The organism is Desulforamulus reducens MI-1 (assembly GCF_000016165.1).
GTDB classification, from domain to species: Bacteria; Bacillota; Desulfotomaculia; order Desulfotomaculales; family Desulfotomaculaceae; genus Desulfotomaculum; species Desulfotomaculum reducens.
This window is the reverse complement of sequence record NC_009253.1, coordinates 2,350,888-2,375,104: the sequence shown is the minus strand read 5'-3', so window position 1 is coordinate 2,375,104 and position 24,217 is coordinate 2,350,888. Positions and strand designations below refer to the sequence as shown.

26 protein-coding genes, 2 tRNA genes and 1 riboswitch are annotated in these 24,217 nt (G+C 42.8%); of the genes, 26 read left to right on the top strand and 2 right to left on the bottom strand.

Features of this window, described 5'->3' with window-relative positions; translation table 11 throughout:
- Positions 1-71 precede the first annotated feature (71 nt).
- The 6 genes from DRED_RS11595 (at position 72) to DRED_RS11575 (ending at position 3,190) form a co-directional block, all read left to right on the top strand.
- Positions 72-146, top strand: a tRNA-Gly gene (locus DRED_RS11595).
- Between the two features lie 123 nt (positions 147-269).
- On the top strand, positions 270-938 hold the full coding sequence (locus DRED_RS11590) for a YkgJ family cysteine cluster protein (protein ID WP_011878489.1): 669 nt from the start codon (positions 270-272) through the stop codon (positions 936-938).
- A gap of 36 nt (positions 939-974) precedes the next feature.
- Positions 975-1,169 (top strand): hypothetical protein, encoded by a 195-nt coding sequence (locus DRED_RS11585; RefSeq protein WP_041274600.1) that lies wholly within the window; start codon positions 975-977, stop codon positions 1,167-1,169.
- Positions 1,170-1,877: 708 nt separating this feature from the next.
- A tRNA-Sec gene (locus tag DRED_RS18800) sits at positions 1,878-1,975 on the top strand.
- A gap of 115 nt (positions 1,976-2,090) precedes the next feature.
- Entirely contained in the window at positions 2,091-2,519 is a 429-nt protein-coding gene (locus DRED_RS11580) for a DUF3189 family protein (RefSeq protein WP_011878488.1), read from the top strand.
- Positions 2,520-2,632: 113 nt separating this feature from the next.
- The gene (locus DRED_RS11575; protein WP_011878487.1) at positions 2,633-3,190 is read left to right on the top strand and encodes a beta-class carbonic anhydrase; all 558 of its coding nucleotides are present in this window, start codon (positions 2,633-2,635) and stop codon (positions 3,188-3,190) included.
- On the opposite strand, the gene DRED_RS11570 is transcribed toward DRED_RS11575, so the two are convergent.
- The gene (locus DRED_RS11570) at positions 3,178-3,474 is read right to left on the bottom strand and encodes a hypothetical protein (RefSeq protein ID WP_011878486.1); all 297 of its coding nucleotides are present in this window, start codon (positions 3,472-3,474) and stop codon (positions 3,178-3,180) included. The two genes, DRED_RS11575 and DRED_RS11570, sit on opposite strands and share 13 nt — an antisense overlap.
- Before the next feature lie 360 nt (positions 3,475-3,834).
- Here DRED_RS11570 and DRED_RS11565 point away from each other — a divergent pair, with 360 nt between their 5' ends.
- The 12 genes from DRED_RS11565 (at position 3,835) to DRED_RS11510 (ending at position 15,263) form a co-directional block, all read left to right on the top strand.
- The gene (locus tag DRED_RS11565; protein WP_011878485.1) at positions 3,835-4,797 is read left to right on the top strand and encodes a polyprenyl synthetase family protein; all 963 of its coding nucleotides are present in this window, start codon (positions 3,835-3,837) and stop codon (positions 4,795-4,797) included.
- Positions 4,798-4,807: 10 nt separating this feature from the next.
- Positions 4,808-5,449 (top strand): precorrin-2 dehydrogenase/sirohydrochlorin ferrochelatase family protein, encoded by a 642-nt coding sequence (locus DRED_RS11560; RefSeq protein ID WP_041274599.1) that lies wholly within the window; start codon positions 4,808-4,810, stop codon positions 5,447-5,449.
- Entirely contained in the window at positions 5,424-6,818 is a 1,395-nt protein-coding gene (hemA, locus tag DRED_RS11555; protein ID WP_011878483.1) for a glutamyl-tRNA reductase, read from the top strand. The genes DRED_RS11560 and hemA overlap by 26 nt, the downstream gene beginning before the upstream one ends.
- A gap of 13 nt (positions 6,819-6,831) precedes the next feature.
- Entirely contained in the window at positions 6,832-7,761 is a 930-nt protein-coding gene (hemC, locus tag DRED_RS11550) for a hydroxymethylbilane synthase (RefSeq protein WP_011878482.1), read from the top strand.
- A 2-nt stretch (positions 7,762-7,763) separates the two neighbouring features.
- A complete protein-coding gene (gene cobA, locus DRED_RS11545; protein WP_041274598.1) occupies positions 7,764-9,296 on the top strand; it encodes a uroporphyrinogen-III C-methyltransferase in 1,533 nt (510 codons plus the stop codon).
- Positions 9,297-9,344: 48 nt separating this feature from the next.
- Entirely contained in the window at positions 9,345-10,517 is a 1,173-nt protein-coding gene (nirJ1, locus tag DRED_RS11540; protein ID WP_011878480.1) for a putative heme d1 biosynthesis radical SAM protein NirJ1, read from the top strand.
- 96 nt (positions 10,518-10,613) lie between these two features.
- Complete coding sequence (hemB, locus tag DRED_RS11535; RefSeq protein ID WP_011878479.1) at positions 10,614-11,594, top strand: porphobilinogen synthase; 981 nt, start codon at positions 10,614-10,616, stop codon at positions 11,592-11,594.
- Between the two features lie 2 nt (positions 11,595-11,596).
- Positions 11,597-12,589, top strand: a complete 993-nt coding sequence (gene nirJ2, locus DRED_RS11530; protein ID WP_011878478.1) for a putative heme d1 biosynthesis radical SAM protein NirJ2 — start codon at positions 11,597-11,599, stop codon at positions 12,587-12,589.
- Positions 12,590-13,051, top strand: a complete 462-nt coding sequence (gene ahbA / locus DRED_RS11525) for a siroheme decarboxylase subunit alpha (RefSeq protein ID WP_011878477.1) — start codon at positions 12,590-12,592, stop codon at positions 13,049-13,051.
- A gap of 26 nt (positions 13,052-13,077) precedes the next feature.
- The gene (ahbB, locus tag DRED_RS11520) at positions 13,078-13,551 is read left to right on the top strand and encodes a siroheme decarboxylase subunit beta (RefSeq protein ID WP_011878476.1); all 474 of its coding nucleotides are present in this window, start codon (positions 13,078-13,080) and stop codon (positions 13,549-13,551) included.
- Between the two features lie 10 nt (positions 13,552-13,561).
- Positions 13,562-14,860 carry a glutamate-1-semialdehyde 2,1-aminomutase gene (hemL, locus tag DRED_RS11515; RefSeq protein WP_011878475.1) on the top strand — a complete coding sequence of 433 codons (1,299 nt, stop codon included), beginning with the start codon at positions 13,562-13,564 and terminating at the stop codon, positions 14,858-14,860.
- A gap of 91 nt (positions 14,861-14,951) precedes the next feature.
- A complete protein-coding gene (locus tag DRED_RS11510; RefSeq protein ID WP_011878474.1) occupies positions 14,952-15,263 on the top strand; it encodes a YbjQ family protein in 312 nt (103 codons plus the stop codon).
- A 102-nt stretch (positions 15,264-15,365) separates the two neighbouring features.
- On the opposite strand, the gene DRED_RS11505 is transcribed toward DRED_RS11510, so the two are convergent.
- Positions 15,366-15,785, bottom strand: a complete 420-nt coding sequence (locus DRED_RS11505; RefSeq protein ID WP_011878473.1) for a chemotaxis protein CheW — start codon at positions 15,783-15,785, stop codon at positions 15,366-15,368.
- A gap of 372 nt (positions 15,786-16,157) precedes the next feature.
- Between DRED_RS11505 and DRED_RS11500 the strand changes: the two genes are divergently transcribed.
- The 8 genes from DRED_RS11500 (at position 16,158) to DRED_RS11465 (ending at position 24,176) form a co-directional block, all read left to right on the top strand.
- A complete protein-coding gene (locus DRED_RS11500) occupies positions 16,158-16,406 on the top strand; it encodes a TM1266 family iron-only hydrogenase system putative regulator (RefSeq protein ID WP_011878472.1) in 249 nt (82 codons plus the stop codon).
- A 73-nt stretch (positions 16,407-16,479) separates the two neighbouring features.
- Positions 16,480-17,709, top strand: coding sequence for a [FeFe] hydrogenase H-cluster maturation GTPase HydF (gene hydF / locus DRED_RS11495; RefSeq protein ID WP_011878471.1), 1,230 nt, complete (start codon positions 16,480-16,482; stop codon positions 17,707-17,709).
- A 19-nt stretch (positions 17,710-17,728) separates the two neighbouring features.
- A complete protein-coding gene (hydE, locus tag DRED_RS11490) occupies positions 17,729-18,793 on the top strand; it encodes a [FeFe] hydrogenase H-cluster radical SAM maturase HydE (RefSeq protein WP_011878470.1) in 1,065 nt (354 codons plus the stop codon).
- 9 nt (positions 18,794-18,802) lie between these two features.
- A complete protein-coding gene (gene hydG, locus DRED_RS11485; RefSeq protein ID WP_011878469.1) occupies positions 18,803-20,272 on the top strand; it encodes a [FeFe] hydrogenase H-cluster radical SAM maturase HydG in 1,470 nt (489 codons plus the stop codon).
- Positions 20,273-20,567: 295 nt separating this feature from the next.
- Positions 20,568-21,179 (top strand): GntR family transcriptional regulator, encoded by a 612-nt coding sequence (locus DRED_RS11480; RefSeq protein WP_041274596.1) that lies wholly within the window; start codon positions 20,568-20,570, stop codon positions 21,177-21,179.
- Between the two features lie 113 nt (positions 21,180-21,292).
- A riboswitch (cyclic di-AMP (ydaO/yuaA leader) is annotated at positions 21,293-21,434 on the top strand.
- Positions 21,435-21,439: 5 nt separating this feature from the next.
- Positions 21,440-22,708 (top strand): glutamate 2,3-aminomutase, encoded by a 1,269-nt coding sequence (eam, locus tag DRED_RS11475; RefSeq protein ID WP_011878467.1) that lies wholly within the window; start codon positions 21,440-21,442, stop codon positions 22,706-22,708.
- A 105-nt stretch (positions 22,709-22,813) separates the two neighbouring features.
- Positions 22,814-23,020 carry a hypothetical protein gene (locus DRED_RS11470; protein WP_156779652.1) on the top strand — a complete coding sequence of 69 codons (207 nt, stop codon included), beginning with the start codon at positions 22,814-22,816 and terminating at the stop codon, positions 23,018-23,020.
- A 76-nt stretch (positions 23,021-23,096) separates the two neighbouring features.
- A complete protein-coding gene (locus DRED_RS11465; RefSeq protein WP_011878466.1) occupies positions 23,097-24,176 on the top strand; it encodes an SIR2 family protein in 1,080 nt (359 codons plus the stop codon).
- Positions 24,177-24,217 lie beyond the last annotated feature (41 nt).

Here is a 24,217-nt window from a genome sequence, read left to right as displayed (position 1 = left end):
CAGATATAAATAAATAAAATGCTAAATATTTGACAATCTTGATGATCTATGCTAATATATTTATTGTTAATGCGGAAGTGGCTCAGTGGTAGAGCATCGCCTTGCCAAGGCGAGGGTCGCGGGTTCGAATCCCGTCTTCCGCTCCAGTAAAGGCAGGGTATTGACCCTGCTTTTTTTTATTTCCTGTCAATTTTGTTTGAAACCTATCTGAGAGGTTATATATAAAAAACAAAAAGTTAAAATAATATTTTTGTAAAAGGGAGAGCGTTATGAAAGTAAAAGTTTTTATAAAAAATAAAGATGTTTACGATTTACAGATTTTAGATGAGACTGCTTCTGTACAGGATTATTTAGATGCTATCAATAAATTTATCGATGAAAACACGAATCCACCTTGTCGAGGCTGTGATGAATGCTGTTGGGAAAGAATTCCCCTTACCAGTATTGATGTACTAAACTATATTAATCAGTTAGGGGGAGCACTGGTCCTGGATAATGAATGGCCTCTATTGGATTTCTTAGATCAGTATACCTATATTTATGCTGAAGGTGGCGCTGTGGATATTAGTCTGGGCTTTACCCAGGAGGGTGCTTGCCATTTCCTTGATCAGGAGCAGCATATCTGTGGTAGTTATACTGCCAGATCCCTGGTTTGTCAGAGTTTTATTTGTATGGAAAGTACTAAGTCTGCCCAGGATTTTCGTTCGGAATTGGTAAATACAGGTATGGATGAATTGGTTCGCTTATGGATGAGCCAGTGTAAAGACGCTGGTATTAGATTATTTTACCACGAAGAGTACCAAGCAAGCCCTCAAGGGGAAGATTATCCTGAAAATGGTTTTACCGGTAAAAAAACATACAAAGATGTGCTGCTAAAAGAGGTTTGTAGTTTAGAAGTATGGAATAATATATATAAAGAAAATTCTCAAAAATTATAACGGGTTAAAAAATTGAAGCAAGGAAATACTATCCATATGATTACTGATATTAATACCTACCGCCATAAACAAAAAATAACTAGGATTAATGAGCTGATCAAAGAATTAATGACCATCAGGTCGAAAATTCGTGGATTAAAGATCGAGGAAAGCCAGTTAAGAGATACCATCAAGGAACTTGCAAAGGAACTAGACTGGAGAGAACCGGAATATAATGTGAAAGAAGACTAATAAATTTTAACCTATTGGGAACTATAATAGTAGCCATAGCGGCTAATAAATAACTCTCCGTTTGAACCCGGCTTAAACAGCCGGGTTCAATGTTTTTACCATTTATATAAAAATGGTTATTTTTATATAAATGGTAAAAAGTGGGGATAAACCTGTGAATAATGTGGATGAGTTGGAAACTATTTACATAATAGTACATAATTTGACAGTTATGCTGGGTTTTATACCGTTTAATCTAAAATAAACTTTAAAAGCATTTCATACAGAAAATAATTTAATTTTACTGTTGACATTTCGAAATGATAGTGATAAAATTATTTAAATATAGAGGGGGTGGAACGATGTCTAAAGATCTCATTAACAAAATCTTAGAAGATGTTGGCTTAGAAGAGATACCTAAAACTGAAGAGAAAGAGTAAAGAATCGAAGGCGGACCTAACCCAATCGCCTTCGATTCTTTTATTTTATAATATGTTTTTTCTTTATCATATTTTATGTTGTTAAAATTGTACAAGGCGAATAAACTGTTTAGGCAATAAATGGCATGCCTTTATTTAGAAGGAGTTTTATTAAAAGTGTCAAATTTATATTATGTTTGACTTAACATAAATTATAATGTAAAATTTAAAACAGTCAAAATAATAATAAACTGCTTTTTTTGATAAAATAAACTACCCAGAATAAAATGTGTAACAAACTTAAAGTTTTGGGGGTGGATGGTGCCTGGTGGTGCTCCTGGTCTTCAAAACCAGTCGTTGGGCAGTGTTCCTGTCCATGGTGAGTTCGATTCTCACACACTCCCGCCAATAAAAATTTCCTTTTGCCACTTGATCATGATCAAGTGGCAAAAGGAAATTTTTATTTTTTTTATATAGAAGCTTATTATTTGAATAAAAGGTTAATAATACTTTTGGTGATACTATGATTTTTATCTATAACTGTTTTTGGGGAACCCATTCCTCTTCCCTGGCATCGGCAATTCATTTAAATAAACTGCCATTTGATAGAATAACAACCAAAGAAGAAATCTTAAAGACTGATTATTTTAATAAGCTTTCCTATAAAGATATGGGCAGGGTTATATACCGTGGGATTGATGAAGAGGGAAATAAAGTATTTACCCTGGGAAGAGGCTCTTCAAAGGTATTACTACCCTGCCTAGAAAATCTTATCTCGGTTTTTCATAATGAATGTAATCTAAAAGAAATCGATTTTATCGGAGTGCATCTCTTGCTAATAGGGTCCCAGCAAGCCTATCAGCATATAGTGAAGGTTGTAAAACAAACAAAAGAGACGGCTAAAACAACAAAAGAACCAGTACTGGTTCTTAACAATAGACCACTAGGCTAGATCCCTGAAGTATTATTTCTTGCATAAATTTAATATGGAAAATGCTAGCATAAGTTTTTTCTATGCTATAAAATAATCCTATTCTGTAGCGTAAAACGTAAAGGGTGACTGGCATGAGTCGTTTTGAAGAAATTATTGCATTTAACCAAAATTTTGTAGACCAAAAGGAATTTGAGAAATACCAAACCACAAAATACCCCGATAAAAAGATGGTTATTCTTACCTGTATGGATACTAGGTTAACAGAATTGCTACCAAAGGCCATGAATTTAAAAAATGGGGATGCTAAAATAATTAAAAACGCTGGAGGATTAGTTTCACACCCCTTGGGTAGTATTATGCGAAGTATCTTAGTTGCTATTTATGAGCTTGGGGCAGAAGAAGTTTTTGTTATCGGGCACTATGATTGTGGAATGGCCAACATCAATCCCCATCGCACATTAGAAAATATGGTACAACGGGGAATTTCAAAAGAAACCATAACTACCTTTGAATATGCTGGACTTAATATAGAAAGGTGGTTGCATGGTTTTGACAATGTAACAGACAGCGTAAGAAATAGTGTTCAGATTATAAAAAAGCACCCGCTAATGCCTCCAGGAATTTTGGTACATGGGTTTGTAATTGATCCGGAAACAGGAAAACTAGATGTCGTTGTTCACGGCCGTTGAGGATTCCTAAAGGGTATAACCTTACCTGTGCCCTGCGATTTGTTGTCCTTAGAATGATTGTCGTGGGGTTTACCTGGATTCGGGCAACTTCCATCCAGATTAACCAGACCATACTCGAAGGCGGCCCTGAGAACTTCATGTCCCAACTTATCCAGATTTGGATTATAATAAGGAGGGGACTGGCAGGCGTCAATCTGGTCCAAGACTTCACTAATGAAGTCTTTCATGATTTCTATGTCCATTGATATAAGGATACCCCTTTGGGAAATAAACCGTTTTGTCATATAGCAATACCTCCTAAAAGAGATACATATTTCTTAGCCTATCAAAAATTATAAAATTTACCATACATAAGAGCAAACTAGGCTCCGGCTGTTTTTGCTCAAAGAGTACATTAAGAACTCTCTAGTTCCTTTGGGAATGGTGTAAGCTAAGCTTTTCTAATTTTAAAAATACTATTTCAATATCAAACTATTTTTTCCTGCTGGGATAAGAATTTGTCATAGGGGGAAAAATACCTCTGAATTCATTTTTTATATAGCTACCCCTGTATTGTTTAATAAGGGAGGAATTCTTTAACTACTGGCGAATATTTACCAGTTGTGGTAGTAAGATAAGTTTTGCGAGTAGGTGACAGATAATATATGCTCGATTTTTTTAGCCAGGTTAGGAAAGATCTTCAGGTTGTTGAGCATGAAATAAAAACCATCGTTCAGTCCCGAGATCCGCTTTTAACCCAAACCTCAATTCATTTATTAAATGCCGGCGGAAAACGTTTACGTCCGGCTTTTGCGCTTTTGGCAGGTAAGTTCTATCATTATAGCTTAGAAAAGCTTTTACCTTTGGCAGTTGCATTGGAACTTATTCACATGGCCACTCTGGTACATGATGATGTGGTGGATGACTCCCTAACCAGAAGGGGTACCCCCACCGTTAAAGCCAATTGGGGCAATCGAATCTCCATGCATACAGGAGATTACCTGTTTGCCAAATCACTGGTACTGATTTCTCAATATGAGAACCCATTAATTGCTCAGGTACTGGCTGATACCAGTGTCATGATGTGCGAAGGTGAAATGCACCAAATTTCAACAGCCTATAGTGCGGAACAAAGTTGGAGGGACTATTTCTATCGGATCAAACGAAAGACAGCTTTATTAATTGCGGCCAGTTGCCAATTAGGCGCGGTGGCGGTGGGAGCACCAGAGGAAGAGTACAAGAACCTTAGAAGATATGGGCACCATCTCGGTATGGCCTTTCAAATTACGGATGATATTCTAGACATGGTGGCTGACCAGAGTCTTCTTGGCAAACCCATTGGCGGTGATTTGCGCCAGGGAATTTTGACCATGCCAGTGATATACTCTTTGGAAAGAAGCCCTCAAAGAACACGCCTGCGCCAATTGGTGGAAATTGAAGAAAAAACGGACGAGCAGGTAAAAGAAGCCATTGAAATTATTAAAGAAGCTGGCGGTATTGAGTATGCATTTAATGCCACAAAGCAATATATCGAAAAAGCCAAGAAAAACTTAACTCATCTTCCCAATAAGCCAGTTAAAGAAACCTTTTATCAGATTGCTGATTTTATCGGTATTCGGAGGTTCTAAATAGATCTAGATGACTAATTTATATCCTGTTTTTCTGAATTTAGAAAACTGCCTCTGCCTAGTTGTGGGTGGTGGACAAGTGGCAGAACGAAAAATTCATGCACTGCTGGAGTGTGGTGCCTCAGTCAGAGTGGTAAGCCCAAAAGTTACTCCCCTTATAAAAGAGTGGTCCGATGAAGGCCGATTGGAACTCCGACAAAGGCACTACCAAACCTTTGATCTGGAAGGATCATTTTTGGTCTTTGCTGCCACAAACAGTTCCCGGGTCAATCATCGTGTGACCGAGGACTGCAGGAAGGGGCATCTGGCAGTGAATATTGCAGACGACCCATCCAATAGTAACTTTTTTGTGCCTTCTGTGATTAGAAGGGGCAAACTTTCCATTGCTGTATCAACCAGTGGGGCCAGTCCCCTGCTGGCTGCCAAGATAAGGCGGCAATTGGAAAAGCAATTTGGCACGGAGTATGAAGAGTTTGCAGATGTCCTTACGGAAGTACGAAATCAGGTACTTAATGACATTGAAGATATTCATGCAAGAAGGACTATATTTAAGAAATTAGTGGAATCTGACATTTTAGAATTACTGAGAGAGAAAAAGTACGACCAGGTAAAGGAGCGCATTAAAAATGCTTATTGCGGTTATCGGAGTTAACCACCGCACTGCCCCCCTTGAAGTGCGAGAGAAACTTGCTTTTACTGAATGGGGTATGAAAGATTCGTTGAAAAGACTAATGTCTTATCCAGGCATTGACGGTTGCGCCATTGTCTCTACCTGCAACAGAACAGAAATATATATAGCCCCAATGGAGTTAGATTCAGGGATGAGTTCGGTGTGGTCTTTTTTATCTGAGAAATCAGGCCTGGATATTTCTGAGATAAAAAACTTCACCTTTTGCCATACTCTGTATGATGCCATTCGACACCTGTTCCGAGTGGTCTCGGGTTTAGACTCCATGATCTTAGGAGAAACGCAAATTTTAGGACAGGTAAAAAAGGCTTATGAACTGGCACTGGAGGCAAAAACCACCAATGTAGTTTTAAACACATTATTTCAGCAAGCAATTACCACTGGAAAGAGAGTGCGAACCGAGACAGGCATTGATCAAAACCCGGTTTCCATTCCCTATGCTGCGGTTGAACTGGCAAAGCAGGGCTTTGGTACCTTAAGTGGTCGATCTGTCCTGGTGGTGGGTGCCGGGGAGATGAGTGAATTAACGGTGGTAAATCTGGTGGCCAACGGGGTTTCCAGTGTGATTGTATCCAATCGGTCCTATGACAGGGCGGTTCAACTGGCGGAAAAATTTGATGGAACTGCGGTTAAATTTGATCAATTGTTTCAATACATGAACCGTGCTGATATTGTCATTTCCAGCACTGCAGCCCAGCATTACGTAATTAAAACATCTGACATGCAGAAGGTAATGGAGCAACGGGTGGATCAACCCATCATGATGATCGATATTGCGGTTCCACGGGATATTGACCCGGAAGTTCGTAGGATTCCCAATGTAAAGTTGTATGATGTGGATCACTTGCAAAACGTTGTGGATGCTAACCTGGAGGAACGGCGTAGGGCAGCGGTACAGGCCGAAGGCATTATTGAAGAGGAACTCAATGAATTTATGCGCTGGCTCTCTACCCGTTTTGTTGTTCCGACCATCACAGCGTTAAAGAAGATGGGGGAAGAAATTAAACAACGGGAATTGGTCCGGGCCTATAACCGCCTAGGGGATCTGACGGAACGAGAGAAAAAAATTATTGGCTCGCTGGCAAACTCCATTGTTAACCAACTTTTGCATAACCCGGTAATTAAACTTAAACAATACGCCCTAACACCGGAGGGACATTTATATACGGAATTAACCCAGAATATTTTTAACCTGCAAGTGGAAGGTCAAAAGCCCCAGACTGAAATAATCCCCCCAGAAAAGAAGAAAAAGGTTGCCGGTGGTTCCACCCTTAACAGCGGTTGGGACAAGGGGATAGCTGCAATGGTGGCAGACAGTCGATCCAGGGAATAAAAGGGAGGCTACCATGAAACATAAAATAACCGTTGGCAGCAGGGACAGTGCGCTGGCACTGTGGCAAACTCGCTGGGTAGTTGAACAGCTGGAAAAACAAAACCCTGATGTTACCTTTGAAATTACAACCATGAAGACTAAGGGAGACAAAATGTTGGATGTGGCCCTGGCCAAAATTGGGGATAAAGGTCTATTTACCAAAGAATTAGAAGTGGCTATGTTGCAGAAGGAAATCGATTTTGCAGTGCATAGTCTGAAGGATATGCCCACTGCTTTGCCAGAAGGCTTAATCATTGGTGCAGTATGCAAGCGAGATAACCCCGGCGATGCACTGATTTCCAAGGATGGACGGAAATTAGATGAGCTTCCTAAGGGTGCTAGAATCGGTACATCTTCTTTACGCCGCTGTGCGCAGTTATTAAACTACCGTCCGGATTTTCAACTGGAGGCCCTACGGGGTAACCTGAATACACGTATGAAAAAGTTGGTGTCCGAGCAACTAGATGGCATTATTCTGGCTGCAGCGGGCATAACCCGCATGGGCTGGGAAGATATGATTGCGGAAATTATTCCCTTTCAGGTTTGTCTACCGGCAGTGGGACAGGGTGCCATTTCTGTGGAATGTCGGGAGGACGATCCAGAAATTCTTAATCTACTTAAAGGTATTGAACATACAGAGACCAAAGCTGCCACTGAAGCAGAAAGGTCATTACTCCGTTACTTAGAAGGCGGTTGCCAGGTGCCCATTGGAGCCCACAGTGAAGTTAAGAATAATAGGCTTATGCTCACCGCTGTTGTGGCCACCCTAGATGGGACTAAAGTTATTCGGGCCCAAGGAGAGAACGAGGTTAACAAGGCGGTGGAATTAGGTATTGAAGTGGCTGAGAAACTAATGGCAATGGGCGGTAAAAAAATACTGGAAGAAGTTAGGGCGGGGGAATGAAAATGACAAAGGGTATTGTATATTTAGTAGGAGCTGGCCCAGGTGACCCGGGATTAATTACAGTAAAAGGATTGGAGTGTATTCGTAAGGCGGATGTTCTAGTTTACGACCGTTTGGCCAGCCCAAGATTTTTGGCTTACGCCCGTCCGGATGTAGAAATAATTTATGTGGGAAAATCACCGGACCGCCATGCCATGTCACAGGAAGATATAAACCAACTGCTGGTGGATAAGGCCAAGGAAGGTAAGGTTGTAACTCGACTGAAGGGCGGAGACCCCTTTGTCTTTGGCAGGGGTGGTGAAGAAGCTGAATTGCTGGTGGAAAACAACCTTCCCTTTGAAGTGGTACCGGGCATTACTTCTGCCATTTCAGTACCGGCCTATGCTGGGATACCGGTGACCCACCGGGGTTATACCTCCACATTGGCTATTGTTACCGGTAATGAAGACCCCAATAAGGATGATTCCAGCATTGCCTGGGATAAAATTGCTACTGGTGCAGGAACATTGATATTTTTAATGGGCATGGCTAATTTACCAGCGATTTGCACCAGATTAATGGAATTTGGCCGTTCAACTGAAACACCGGTGGCATTAATACGCTGGGGTACCAGACCGGAACAAAGAACGCTGATTGGTACCTTGGAGAATATTCATCAAAGGGCACTGGAAGCAAACTTTAAAAACCCGGCGGTTATTGTGGTGGGTGAGGTTGTAAAGTTAAGAGAAAAACTAGCATGGTTCGAGAATAGACCTATGTTTGGTAAAAGGGTCATTGTCACCCGCTCCCGGGAACAGGCCAGTGTCTTATCCTCAGCAATTGAAGCCTTGGGTGGCGAACCATGGGAGTTCCCCACCATTCAAATTGCCGAGCCTGAGGACTTTACAATGCTGGATAGTGCCATCACCGATGTACGTTCCTATCGTTGGGTAATTTTCACCAGTGTTAACGGTGTTCAAAGGTTCTTTGAACGTATGCGTAATAATAAAAAAGACATTCGGGATCTTAGTGATGTCCGCCTATGTGCCATTGGACCCAAAACCCGGGAGGAATTGGAAAAAAGAGGATTGATGGTGGATTACGTCCCGGGAGAATATCGGGCCGAGGAAATTGTCGCAGGCCTCAGGGGTAAAGTGATGCCGGGAGATCGGGTTTTATTACCCCGGGCAGACATTGCTCGTAAATTATTGCCTAAGGCCTTGGAGGAAATGGGTGCTCTGGTACATGAAGTAGTTGCCTACCGGACAGTTTTAGGGGACGGCAATGCTAAGGCCATCCGTGAGAGTCTAGCCAATGGTGATATCAGTGTGGTTACATTTACTAGTTCGTCTACCGTGCAAAATTTTGTTAAACTAATAGCAGAAGAAGACTTACCACGATTAATGGAAAAGGTGGTAGTAGCCAGCATCGGACCCATTACATCTGACACAGCTAGGAAATTGGGCCTGCGGGTGGATGTAGAAGCCAAGGAATATACCATTGGCGGTCTTGTACAGGCTATAACCGAGCATTTTACCGGTCAAAAAGATTCTTAAGATATCTTTTACGGCTGGATTAAAAATCTATAGAAAAGTGGGAGCTTTATGATTAGTATTAGTAAGCTGCTCTGTGATACACAAAATTACGGAGACTCTTTGCGCTATGACCATGGCGCCAAGGGGCAGGTGCACGGTGCTGTGGCCGGTCATGGACCGGTGGTGGTTTGGAACACGACCCGTACCTGTAACCTGAGGTGTCGTCACTGCTATTCAGAGTCCGACAGTAAAAAATATAACGAACTTAACACCCAGGAAGCCAAGCAATTTATTAACGATTTGGCTGAATTCAAAGTACCAGTAATCCTATTCTCAGGTGGTGAGCCTTTGGTACGCCCGGACTTTTTTGAACTGGCCGGGTATGCTACGCAAAAGGGCATTCGGACCACCATCTCCACTAACGGTACTTTGATTACACCAGAGGCTGCAGCCCGCATCAAGGATATAGGTGTAGGCTATGTAGGCATCAGCCTTGATGGTATTGGCGAAGTTAATGATACATTTAGAGGTCGCAAAGGGGCCTATGAAGCAGCCCTAGCGGGCATTCGCAACTGTTTGGCGGTGGGACAAAGAGTAGGTCTGCGTTTTACCATTAATCGCCATAACCATACGGAATTAAACCAAATCTTTGATCTTATTGAACAAGAGAATATCCCAAGGGTATGTTTTTACCACTTGGTTTACTCTGGTCGGGGCAGTGAAATGATTAAGGAAGATATTTCTCTGGAAGAAAGCCGTGCCGTTCTGGATTTAATAATGGAACGCACACTGGATTTTCACCGCAGGGGTCTGGACAAAGAGATTTTGACTGTTGATAACCATGCTGACGCCATTTATCTTTACCTGAAACTCCTTAAAGAGAACCCAGCACAGGCCCAGAAGGTACTTGAACTCTTGTCCCGTAATGGTGGCAATCGTACTGGCATCGCCATTGGTGAGGTGGATTGGGAAGGAAATGTACATGCCGACCAGTTTACTCGAAATCACCGCTTTGGGAATGTCAGAGAACGGAAATTCGGAGAGGTTTGGACCGACCTAAGCCATCCCATTCTGGCTGGGCTCAAGGATCGAAAACCACTTCTCAAAGGACGCTGTGCCCAATGCAAATGGCTGAACCTCTGCAACGGTAATTTCCGAGCCCGGGCTGAAGCTGTCTATGGAGACTTTTGGATGGAAGACCCCGCCTGTTATTTAACCGATGAAGAAATAGGGATTGCTTGAATGTCTAGCCATTAACTTACTGGCCTATGACCAGTGGTTGTTGGCTTATCCTATAATTATAGGTTCCATAATAAACCAATCATGGAGGTGCTAACCATGCCCCAATTTCCTACTATCCGTCACAGGCGTCTAAGACTGAATGATCGTGTAAGACGACTGGTTAGAGAAAACCACCTTTCAGTGAACGACCTTATTTACCCTGTTTTTGCCACCTATGGTCAGGGGGTACGTCGGGAAGTAACCAGTATGCCGGGTGTCTACAACCTTTCCATTGATCTTTTAATAGAGGACTTAAAGAACATTGAAGAACTGGGTATACCGGGGATTATGGTTTTTGGTGTACCGGAACAAAAGGATGAAGTTGGTTCTGGTGCCTATGATCCCGAAGGCATTGTGCAGCAAGCTGTTAGGGCTATAAAAAAGGCGTATCCCGAGATGTTGGTAATTACCGATGTTTGCCTGTGTGAATATACCAGCCATGGCCACTGCGGTTTAATTAAAGGAGATACCGTAGAGAACGACACAACTCTGGACCTACTTGCCCAAACTGCCTTGTCCCATGTGCAGGCCGGGGCCGATATGGTGGCTCCCTCGGATATGATGGATGGGCGGGTGGCAGCTATCCGGGCCAGATTGGACGCAGAGGGCTATACTAATGTGCCCATTATGGCTTATTCAGCCAAGTACGCTTCAGCCTATTATGGACCTTTCCGGGAGGCTGCGGGGTCCACACCGCAGTTTGGTGACCGTAAGACGTACCAAATGGATCCTGCCAACGGAGATGAGGCTCTCCGGGAAACCCTGCAGGATATTGAAGAAGGTGCGGACATTGTGATGGTGAAACCTGCCCTAGCCTATATGGATATCATTCGTCGGGTTAAGGATCAGTTTAATTACCCGGTGGCTGCCTACAACGTCAGTGGTGAATATTCAATGGTGAAGGCCGCTGCCCAGTTGGGCTGGATCGATGAAAAGAAGATTGTTCTCGAGACACTTACCGGCTTAAAACGGGCTGGGGCAGATATGCTTATTACCTACCATGCTCCGGAGGTTGCCAACTGGCTGAAGGAGGGATAAGCATGATTATATCTTGGAATACAACCAACGCCTGTAACTTGTATTGTGAACACTGCTACCGGGATGCAGGTGTAAAGGCAGAGGAAGAGCTTTCTACCGACGAAGGCAAGAGACTACTGGATCAAATTGCCGAAGTGGGTTTTAAAATCATGATTTTCAGCGGCGGAGAACCCTTAATGAGACCAGACATTTATGAACTGGTGGCCCATGCTAGGTCTAAGGGGCTGCGCCCGGTTTTTGGTACAAATGGCACCCTAATTACCCCTGAAGTGGCCAAGCGGTTGAAGGAATCTGGTGCCCTTGGCATGGGCATCAGCCTAGACAGTGTGGACCCTGCCAAACACGATAAATTCCGGGCTCAGGAAGGATGTTGGCAGGCAGCCGTAGAAGGTATGAGGAATTGTCGCAGGGCGGGTCTTCCCTTCCAGATTCACACCACGGTAATGGACTGGAATTACGAGGAAGTAGAGGATCTTACGGATTTTGCGGTACAGGAGGGGGCAGTGGCCCACCATGTATTCTTCTTGGTACCCACTGGCAGAGCTGTTAACATTGAGCAGGAATCCCTGCGGGCTGAACAGTATGAAAACCTATTGCATCGCATTATGGAAAAGCAAAAGCAAGTGGACATTGAGTTGAAGCCCACCTGTGCTCCCCAATTTATGCGCATTGCCAAGCAAATGGGTGTGGATACCCGATTCCAGCGAGGGTGCTTGGCAGGTACTGCCTATTGTATTATTGGTCCCAAGGGTGATGTGCAGCCCTGTGCTTACTTAAACATCCCTCTGGGCAATGTAAAAGAGATGTCCTTTGCGGATATCTGGAAAGACAATCCTGTGTTAAAGGAACTGCGGACGATGGATTATAAGGGAGGTTGCGGCACCTGCGGCTATAAGAAAGTTTGTGGTGGATGTCGGGCCAGAGCATATTTTTACCACGGGGACTATATGGCGGAAGAACCCTGGTGCTTATACCACGGTCGAAAGGGGTATTAAATGCAGCTGGATCATATTGATAAACACCTGCTTGATGTTGTCCAAACGGATTTTCCCATTTGTACGGAACCCTACAGGGTGATTGGTGAAAAAATTGGTATCTCCGAACAGGAGGTTCTAGCACGTTTAGAATGTCTGATGCAGCAGGATGTGATCCGTCGATTAGGTGGGGTTTTTGACTCTAGGAAGCTTGGCTATAAGGGAACGCTTTGTGCTATTAAAGTTCCTTCAGAGCGTATTGATGAAGTAGCTGAGGTGATTAATAATTATATCGGCATTACTCACAACTACCTCCGGGATCACGAATACAATATGTGGTTTACTATTCTGGCACAGTCATCGGAAAAAGTAGAGCAGATTCTTACCGAAATAAAAGCAAAGACAGGAATTAATGATGTGATTAATCTGCCATCCCAAAGGTTCTTTAAAGTCTTGGTGAATTTTAAAGTTCGTGAGACATAGGAATAATTTGTTTAGTGAGGGAGAATATGACGTTAACGGATCTAGATAAAAAGATCGTTATAGAATTACAGGCCGGATTACCACTGGTGAGCAGACCCTTTGAAACCTTGGCTAGAAAATTAGACATCACAGAAGAAGAGCTTATCACACGGGTCCATGCTATCCAGCAAGCTGGCATTATGCGCCGAATTGGTGCTGCTCTGAGGCATCACCGGGTTGGTTTTAAAGCCAATGCCATGATTGTCTGGCAAATTTCAGAGGATAAAATTCTAGAAGTTGGGGAACAGATGGCAAAATTGCCAGAAGTAACCCATTGCTATCAGAGGGCAGCCTTGCCCCAATGGCCTTATAATTTCTACACCATGGTACATGGTCAGAGCCGGGAAGAATGTCAAAACATTGCGGTAAGACTTTCAGAGATTGCCGGTGTCACAAATTATCGCTTGCTCTACAGTGTAACAGAATTAAAGAAAAGCAGCATGAAATATTTCATGGATTAGGAGGTACCTAATGGCTCCCAGCTACCAAAAATCAGAGGAAATGTTTGAACAAGCCCAAAGGATTATCCCTGGCGGTGTAAACAGCCCCGTACGAGCCTTTAAATCCGTAGGGATGAACCCACCCTTCATTGCTAGGGCTAATGGTTCCCGTATGTGGGACGTGGATGGCAATGAATATATCGACTATATTTGTTCCTGGGGACCGCAGATTCTAGGACATCGTCACCCTGCGGTGATTCACGCCCTTCAAGACTGCTTAGAGAAAGGAACCACCTATGGGGCTCCTACGGATCTGGAGGTAACCCTGGCTCAAATGTTGACAGAGGCATTACCATCGGTGGAAATGGTTCGCATGGTGAACTCTGGTACAGAGGCAACCATGAGTGCCCTGCGCTTAGCCCGAGCCTATACAAATCGAAGCAAAATTATAAAATTTGAAGGCTGTTACCATGGCCACCATGATTCCCTTTTGATTAAAGCCGGTTCAGGAGCCCTTACCCATGGTGTTCCCACCAGCCCAGGGGTGCCAGAAAACATTGCCAGCAATACAATTAATGCACGTTATAATGATCTGGAATTGTTGGAGAAGATCTTTACTGAAGTGGGTTCGGATATAGCAGCTATTATTGTGGAACCCTTAGCAGGAAATATGGGGGTTGTTCCTCCAGCAGAGGGTTTTCTGCAGGGACTAAGGGACCTTTGTAACAAACATAGTGCCCTGTTAATTTTTGATGAAGTTATTACAGGTTTCCGCTTAAGTTATGGGGGTGCTCAGGCCTATTATAATGTTATGCCTGATTTAACCTGCCTGGGTAAAATCATAGGTGGCGGGTTACCTGTGGGGGCATACGGTGGCCGCAGGGAGATTATGCAGATGGTTTCTCCTGCGGGTCCGGTGTACCAGGCAGGAACGCTTTCCGGCAATCCTTTGGCGATGACTGCGGGTATCGCAACCCTTAAGCAATTACAGCAACCGGGTGTTTATGAAGAGCTTGATTACAAGTCAGACCTCCTGGCCCAGGGTTTGATTCAAGCTGCGAAAGCGGCTGGTGTGGAGGCATCCTTTAACCGGGTACAATCCTTGCAAACCTGTTTCTTCACCCAGCAGGATGTAAGGGACTTCGCCACAGCTTCCTCCTCTGATACCAAGCAGTATGCAGCCTTCTTTAGAAACATGTTGGAGCAGGGTATTTACCTGGCACCTGCACAGTTTGAAGCAACCTTTGTTTCATTGGCCCATACTGAGAATGATATAGAGCGTACAGTGGAAGCGGCCTTTAACGCCTTTAGGGCTGCTGCAAAGGAATAAATTTTACAAAAGGATAGGTCAGGCCCTATCCTTTTGTTGTATAAAAATAATCCATATTACGAAAAATATATGTATCAGGAGGAAAGATGTTATGATTATCACAACAACAGGAATCATTGAGGGGAAACCCATCCGGCAGTATTTTGGCTTAGTTAATGGAGAAGCCATTATGGGTGCCAATGTGGTGCGGGACATCTTTGCCAGTATCACTGATATTGTTGGTGGACGTAGTGGTGCATATGAAAGCAAACTGGCCCATGCCCGGGAAATTGCCCTGGAAGAAATGACAGAACAGGCCCGCCGCATGGGGGCCAATGCCATTGTGGGTGTGGACCTGGACTACGAAGTGATCCGGGAGGGTATGCTAATGGTTTCTGCCAGCGGTACCGCTGTACAAATCTAATAGGTATGGATGTAAAAAGCACGGGCATTGGCCGTGCTTTTTAATAATATCCCACTTTATTTAAGTTCGTAGGTTCTAAAGGGTGGGCTAGACAAGTATTCTTTATAAAACAGTGTCTAGATTAATCAACAACCAGAGCTGATCTTCCTTTTTAACAACACCCTTTAAGTAATCCACATTATTGCCAATCATGTTTGGGGGTTCCACTTCAGCCTCGGTGTAACGACCTACTTCAAGGACACTGTCCACAATCATACCTACTTTGTTACCCTTGTTTTCCACCACAATAATACGTGTATCTTCGTTTTGCTCCGTCTCCGGCAGTCCAAGTCTACGATTGAGGCTAATTACAGGCAGGATGGTTCCTCGTAAATTAATAATGCCTTCAATATAAAAAGTAGTATTTGGTAACTTCGTTACTTCAGCCATACGGATAATTTCCTGGGTCTCATTAATGGGTAGTGCATATTGCTGATCATTTAGTTGAAAAACCACCAACTGTTCTTCTTGACCTGCAACCATTATGCGATCACTCCTTTATTTACGCATTACCAAAAGATTTTGTGTGGGTAGTATTCGACATCCCTAGAACGTTTTCCTTTACCAAAACAAGATGTTGATACTCAGAATACCTACAGTTTTATTTATTTCTAGATAAAGTTTAAGGAAATATTGACTGATAATTCAAAAATAGTATAATTAGTATAGTAACCATCATAAAGCCTGACAAGTTGGGATGATTTACCTAGCTTGGAGGGCCGAAAAAAGTATGCAATTTCCCTAAGGAGAGAGGCTTATCTGCCTTGGACCAAGGGGTGTGCCGTTTTAAGTGTACACTACCCGTCTGCCTTTCTCTGGACAGACGGTTTTTTATTTTTACAAGGAGTGGTTTGAATGTTGCGTCGCATTGGGGTTGTAGGTATTGTCATAGAGGACAGGGCCAAAGCACCTGAAATCAATAGTATCCTCAGCCAGTACTCGGGAATTATCATAGGTCGTATGGGAATTCCCCATAGGGAAAGGGCCCTTTCAGTTATTTCTCTTATTGTTGAAGGGACCAATGATGAAATTGGTGCCATGACCGGTAAGTTAGGAAACATTAAAGGAGTTCAGGTCAAATCAGCCCTTAGTACAAAATACTAGGATAGGGGGATGCCAGTTAAAAGATAGTCCAACCAATTTAAATACCAGAGGTACGCAGAAGGAGGCATCAACAATGGAAAACACACCCCGGGGTAATAGACTACATATTGCGATTTTTGGTAGGCGCAATGCTGGTAAATCAAGTCTGATTAACGCCCTAACGAGCCAGGATATTGCAGTGGTTTCCAATATCCCAGGAACCACCACTGACCCGGTATACAAAGCAATGGAGATTTTACCAGTTGGACCGGTGGTGATCATTGATACGGCAGGGATTGACGATAGTGGTGATTTGGGAGAACTTAGGGTAAAACGGTCAATGGATGTGTTAAATAAAGCAGACATGGTTTTACTGGTTATTGACGCTGGAAGCGGGGTTACCGATTATGAGTTAAAGATTGCAAGACGCTGTCAGGAGAAAAAACTCCCGGTGGTTGTGGTCTTTAATAAGATTGATGCACACCATGTTACAGAGCAACAAATCGAGGAGGCAAAAACGCAGTTGGCAGGCCCGACAGTGGTGGTTAGTGCCCTTAATGGTCAGGGTATTGGCGATTTGAAAATTGCCATTGTTAATACTGCTCCGGCCACTTGGGATGACCAAGCCATTGTGGGGGACCTATTAAATCCCGGCGACACTGCGGTTTTGGTGGTACCCATTGACTCAGCTGCGCCGAAGGGCCGTTTGATTTTACCCCAGGTACAAACCATCAGGGATATTTTAGACCATGATGCAATGGCCTATGTAGCCAAAGAGAGCGAGTTAAAGGAATGTATAGCTAACTTTATAAAAAAGCCGAAAATGGTTATTACAGACTCCCAAGCCTTTAGGGAAGTTGAAAAAGATACCCCAGAGGACATTCTGCTTACTTCTTTCTCTATTCTTTTTGCCCGCTATAAGGGGGATCTAGAAACTCTGGTGGCAGGAGCCAAAGCCATAGAACGTTTAAAACCTGGCGATAAGGTACTGATTTCCGAGGCCTGTACCCATCACCGGATGGAAGATGATATCGGTACCGTGAAAATCCCTCGCTGGTTACGTCAGGTTGTAGGAGGAGATTTAGAATTCCACTGGAGCAGTGGCCACCGTTTCCCAGAGGATTTATCGGATTATAAACTGGTGGTACATTGCGGGGCCTGTATGGTCAACCGTCGAGAAATGCTTTCCCGTATTATGCAGGTCCAGCAGGTAGGGGTACCCATTGTTAATTACGGTGTCTGTATTGCCTTTGTAATGGGCATCCTGCGACGGGCCCTTTCACCCTTTCCGACCATACAACAAATGCTTAACGACAAAAAGTAATGGAAAGGGGGCATAGCCTTTGCAAGATAATTTTTTTAAAGCTCTAACCAAAGCCGCCGCAGGAAACGAACTGACACGACAGGATGTTATCACCCTATTAGGTGCTTTGCCAGGGGATGAAGAAACCAAATTGTTTGACATGGCTGACCAAGTAAGAAAGAAACATTTTGGAGACGAGGTACACCTAAGAGGAATTATCGAATTCTCTAACTACTGCCGGAATGATTGCCACTACTGTGGGCTAAGGCGTAGTAATAAAGATATTGAAAGATATCGTATACCCATAGAGGAAATTGTTGAAACAGCTAAATACGCCGCTCAATTGGGATACGGTACCATTGTCTTGCAGTCAGGAGAAGACTCCCGTTACAGTGGGGAAGACTTGGCGGAGATAATACGCCAGGTTAAGAAAGTAGGTAATTTTGCTGTTACAATCTGCGTAGGGGAACGCAGCCGTGAAGATTATGAATTAATGAAAAAGGCAGGGGCAGATCGCTACCTATTAAAACATGAAACTGCAGATTCTGGTTTGTTTACCCAGCTCAGACCCGGTACTACACTCAAAGAAAGAATTAAAGGGTTAACTTGGCTGAAGGAATTAGGCTATCAAGTGGGTTCTGGAAATATCGTTGGGTTACCTGGCCAAACAATGGAAACCCTGGCAGATGATATTCTCTTACTAAGGGCCTTAGATGTTGAAATGGCCGGCATTGGGCCATTTATACCACACCAACAGACTCCCTTACGGGACAGCAAAACCGGTGATCTGGCACTGACCCTGAAAACCCTTGCTGTGGCACGACTGATACTGCCCCAAACACATTTGCCTGCCACCACAGCGGTGGGCACCTTACATCCGGATGGTCGAAAGATGGCCCTACGTTGTGGCGCCAATGTTATTATGCCTAATTTATCCCCTGCCAGTTATCGGGAAAAGTATCAAATTTATCCTGAAAAAGCCGGCAGCAAAGAGAATGCCGATGAGTCCCATGAAAAAATTACTTCATTGGTAAAAGAAATGGGAAGACGTATAAGTACAGGACAGGGTCATAGCCCAAAAGATAAATTTAAAGACGAAAGGTAGGAGATAGGCGTGGCAATAAATAAGGCTGAAATTTATAATAACCAATGGGAACCGGCAGATTTTATTAATGAGGAAGAAATCAACCGTTTATTGGAAGAAGGCAAAAAGACTTCTCCTGCTAGAGTGCGGGAAATCATTGAGAAGGCCAGAGAGGCCCGGGGGCTAACACCAGAAGAAGTGGCTATTTTACTGCAAAATGATGACCAAGATTTAATTAATTTCATGTTTCAGGTTGCTAGCGAAATAAAGCTTAAAATCTATGGTAAGCGCTTGGTCTTGTTTGCTCCTTTATATGTTAGCGACCACTGTGTAAATAACTGCGTTTATTGTGGTTACCGTTGTGATAACAAATTTAATCGTCGTAAGCTGACCCAGGCAGAGGTGGAAGAGGAAATCAAGATTTTAGAATCCCTAGGTCACAAGAGATTGGCAGTGGAGGCCGGGGAACATCCAGGTGAATGTCCCATCGAGTATGTTTTGGAGTGTTTAAAAACCATCTACAGCATTAAGTTTGACAACGGTAGTATTCGTCGTTGCAACGTAAATATTGCGGCCACCACCATTGAGGAATACAAAATGTTAAAGGATGCTGGTATTGGAACCTATATTTTGTTCCAGGAAACCTATCATAGGGAAACCTATAAGAAAATGCATCCCAGTGGGCCCAAAGCAGATTACGACTGGCATACCACTGCCCATGACCGGGCTATGATGGCTGGTATTGATGATGTAGGGCTTGGTCCTCTGTTTGGTCTTTATGATTATAAATATGAAGTGATGGGTCTTATGTTCCACGCCCTTCATATGGAAGAACGTTTTGGAGTAGGGCCTCACACCATTTCAGTACCCCGTATTCGCCCTGCCTTGGGAGTAAATCGAGAAAACTTGCCCTATTTAGTAAATGATGAGCAATTTATGAAACTGGTTACCATTATTCGTCTGGCAGTTCCCTATACCGGCATGATTATTTCTACCCGAGAAAGTCCTGAATACAGGGATCTGTTGTTAAATCGAGGAATATCCCAAATTTCCGCCGGTTCCTGCACCGGGGTAGGAGGTTATAAGAAAGAATTAGAGCGTAAGGCACGCCTTGCCAGCGGTAGTAACAATTGTGGCTGTGGTGAAGAGGATAGCCCTCAATTCATGGTTGATGATCACCGCAGTCCTGATGAAGTTCTGCGCAATATTTGTCAATCCGGGTGGTTACCCAGTTATTGTACGGCCTGCTATCGCAAAGGTCGTACTGGTGACCGCTTTATGACTCTGGCTAAGAGTGGAGAAATTCAAAATGTTTGCCAGCCCAATGCTATTTTGACCTTTAAGGAATACTTATTGGACTATGCATCCCCCGAGACAAAGGCAGTGGGAGAAGAAACCATCCGTCAGCACCTGGGAGAAATTAAAAATGAGCAAGTTCGTAAGATAACAGAAGAAAGATTAAAACAAATTGAGGCAGGAGAAAGGGATCTTTATTTTTAATAGAAAAGCCGCAGTGCTACTGCGGCTTTTCTATTTATTGGAAATCAGAAGTATAAAACTCTCCGACTTGCATAAGGGCAACTAAGGCTTACGCCGTCGCCTAAAGATTCTCGCGCCATATAGGGTATGGCGTAAGCCAAGTTTATTTTAGTGGAGTTTATCCAAGGGGTATTTTTTTGTCACTAAAAATGCTTAGCAAAAAACTTTGCCAATAAAAAAGTTGGTAAGTCTTTTGCTTTTTTCTTTACAAGGATATAATATGTATTTATATCAATTAGTTTTGGAGGGTAATGTTTTGTCAAACAACGATGTACATTTAGCAAGGTACATTACCATTGCTGCAGATATAGCAGAGAAAATTGTACGGGGAGAATATCAGGAGGGGCAGAAGGTATTTGGGCGCTCTACCCTTGCGGGGAAATACAGTGTTTCTCCAGAAACCATTCGGCGTGCTCTCACATTATTACAGGAAGTTGGTATTGTTGATGTTGCGCCGGGTATCGGGGTGGTTGTTAAATCTGTTGCAGAAGCTCAAAATTACTTACATGATTTTGACCAACGATTAGTTCTTGCAGGTATCCATGAAAAGTTACATCAGTTAGTAAAGGAAAGAGACAGGCTAAATAATGAGATATCGAAACTGATGGAAGAATTGTTGCAACATACCTATCAACTGGAGAGTCGATTGAACAAAATTGAAGAATGGAAGGTCTTAACCGATTCTCCCTTGGTGGGGAAGATGTTGGCTGAAACTGAATTGAACGATAGTAGAGTATTGGCCATTCTACGTAAGGGGCAGGGAGATATTATTGATCCGTCGCCAGACAGTCTAATATTAGCAGGAGATATCCTCACGATTTATGGCCGCTTGGACACTGCAGCACGGGAAGGCTTAGTAAGGCTATAAATAGGGCAAAAGAAAGGTAATCTATGAAATAGAGAGCCTTTCTTTTTATTGATGCACAAGCAACTTTAATGATATAATAAGTTGTGACAACTTACAATTATCAGTACCGTGCCTGTAAATAATAGCTTAATCCTGTAAATATATGGGAACGGAGGACCCGACTTTTGGGGTGAGTCCGGTTTTTAACGCCGGTAGGGTTTTAACCTTTCGGCCCGAACCCGTCAGCTAACTTCGTAGGCTTTAAAGAAAGGGGAGTTTTTATGTCTGTTCATTTAAAGCAAGAAGAGTTCCGGCTAAGACAAGAAAAACGAAAAATTGCTCTAAAAAGGGCAAAGGAGTTAAAAGCTCGTATCACTGATTATCTTGAGAACAAGGATCAAATTAAAAATGGTTTTGAGGTGCAAGAACAGTACAATCGGGCAAAACAAACTTTACTAAATTTTTTTAATGCAGATAATGAGCAGTGGGAAAATTGGCACTGGCAAATGGCAAATCGTATTAAAGATGTTAAAGTAATAAGCCAGTTAATAGATCTTTCCCCGGCTGAAAAAGAGGCCATTGAAAAAGTGGGGCGCCAGTACCGTTGGGCGGTATCACCCTATTATATGGCTCTGGCAATGGTAAGTGGTTCCGGTGGCCCTGTTTGGTTACAGGCTATACCCTGTATAGAAGAAGTAAAGGATCGTTACGGTGTAGAAGATCCCATGGGAGAAGAATACACTTCACCTGTGGAAGGGGTAACAAGACGCTACCCAGACCGTTTGATTATTAATGTAACAAATCAATGTGCTATGTATTGTCGCCACTGCCAACGACGTAGAAATATCGGGGAAATTGATGTTCACAAATCACGTAAGGTTTTAGAAGGTGCCCTGCAGTATATTAGGGAAAATAAGGAGATAAGGGATGTATTAATAACTGGTGGGGATGCTTTATTGTTATCAGACCGACAAATTGAATGGCTGCTGACTGAATTAGATAATATTCCTCATGTGGAAATTAAGAGATTGGGAACACGTACTCCGGTTACTATGCCCCAAAGAATTACACCGGAGTTATGTAAGATTTTAGAGAACCATCCACCGATTTATATCAACACCCAGTTTAATCATCCTTTGGAAGTTACACCAGAAGCAAAAAAGGCCTGTGATATGTTGGTAAAAGCAGGTGTTGTTCTAGGTAATCAAGCTGTACTACTAAAAAATATAAATAACCAACCGGATGTTATGAAGAGGTTAAACCAAAGTCTCCTAACCATTCGAGTTCGCCCTTACTATATATTCCATGCTAAAGCCGTAAAAGGAACCAGACATTTTATCACTGGAGTAGATGACGGCATTGCTATTATGGAACAATTAAGAGGCTATACCTCAGGACTTGCTGTTCCTACGTATATCATTAATGCCCCCAATGGTTATGGTAAAACTCCTGTACTTCCCCAGTATATTATTGAGAATAAAAATGATCAAGTTACCCTTAGAACCTGGGAAAAGAGGATTATTCCCTATAATATTAGCGGAAAACATTAGTGATACGAAAAATCCTGTCATAAAAATGGCAGGATTTTTTATATAGTATTGACAGGAACATTTGTTTGGTAATAAAATAAACAAAACAAATGTTCGGAGGGCCGTATGATGAAGAGTGCGGAATTGGCAATGGATTTTTCAACTATAACCAAACAATTGGAATCGAAGTCAATGGGGGTCAACTTTTATGAGAATACGAGGTGCTGGCTGGAACGAAAAGACAGTTTAGCAACGGGCCAACTGGCCATGGGAATTATTGGTTTAACAGGCTTCTATTTTGTTGGCCAAATTATTCGGATTTTGTTTAATTAATAACCCGCAGAGCGGGTTATTTTATCACATCCAAAGCCATAATAAGGTTAGTGAGTTTAAAGATAGGGGGAATCCGGTGACCAAAGTATATGTGTTGGGGGCCGGTGCTGGAGCAGCCTATACAGGTTCATATCTAGGGGAAACAAGCCCGGTGGCTAAAAATTTTTTTCAAAAAGCCATGCGGGTTCTTAATATTCATCAAATTAGGGACAGACATTATGAAGATCAAGATTTAACCTTTGATCATATTTTTAATTTTATTGAAAGACTCTGGGGTGTTACTAAGGATAAAGTAAAGAACTCTAACCTGGATATGGAAGAAGTCTTGACCCTGCTCAATATTGAGATAGAAGAAGACGAACCAGGGCGGGAAAGGCTATTACAAGCCTATGAAGAATATCTACTGCTTATGGCACTAACCTTTGATAAAATTCTCTATGGGGATCCTTGCCCCGATCATAACAAAATTTCAGAGTCTTTGGACTACGGAGATATTATCATTTCTTTTAACTATGAATTATTAATGGACTACGCGCTAAAGAGGGCTAACCCCCAAAGGGGCCTCTGGTGTATACAAGATGGTTACGGTATGCCATGCCGGCATTTAGGAGGTAGTTTTTCTGCGGACAGTTTTAAACAACAGAAAAATAACACTCCGGGCAATGCTAAAGTAAAACTCCTCAAACTTCATGGTTCCTTAAATTGGCTATATTGCCCCCGGTGCGGCCAGGTATATGTCTATGAGCACAATGATGCCCTTGGACATAATGTAATCATAAATGGGATGGCAAATATGATTAAGTGTACAACGCAACGCTGTTGTAACAAACTAAGCAGGGTGATCATACCACCAACTTTGATGAAGAATTATCAGTCCATTCCTTTCATACCGGACCTGTGGCATCAGGCCCGTAAGGCTTTACAACAAGCATCCGAAATTATTGTTATTGGGTACTCATTTCCCACAACGGATTTCCGATCTAACTGGATGTTTCGCAAAGCGATGGTGGATAACAAAGTGTTAAAGAAAGTTACCATTATCGATACTGCTGAAGGATATCAATTGGAATCTTTACTGAATAAACATAAAAGTATCTTCGGTGTGAGTAATATTGATTTTTTTCCTAATCTGAGGTCATTCACACAGACACTGTAAAATTTATAAAAGACTTGCATAAGGGTAACTAAGGCTTACAC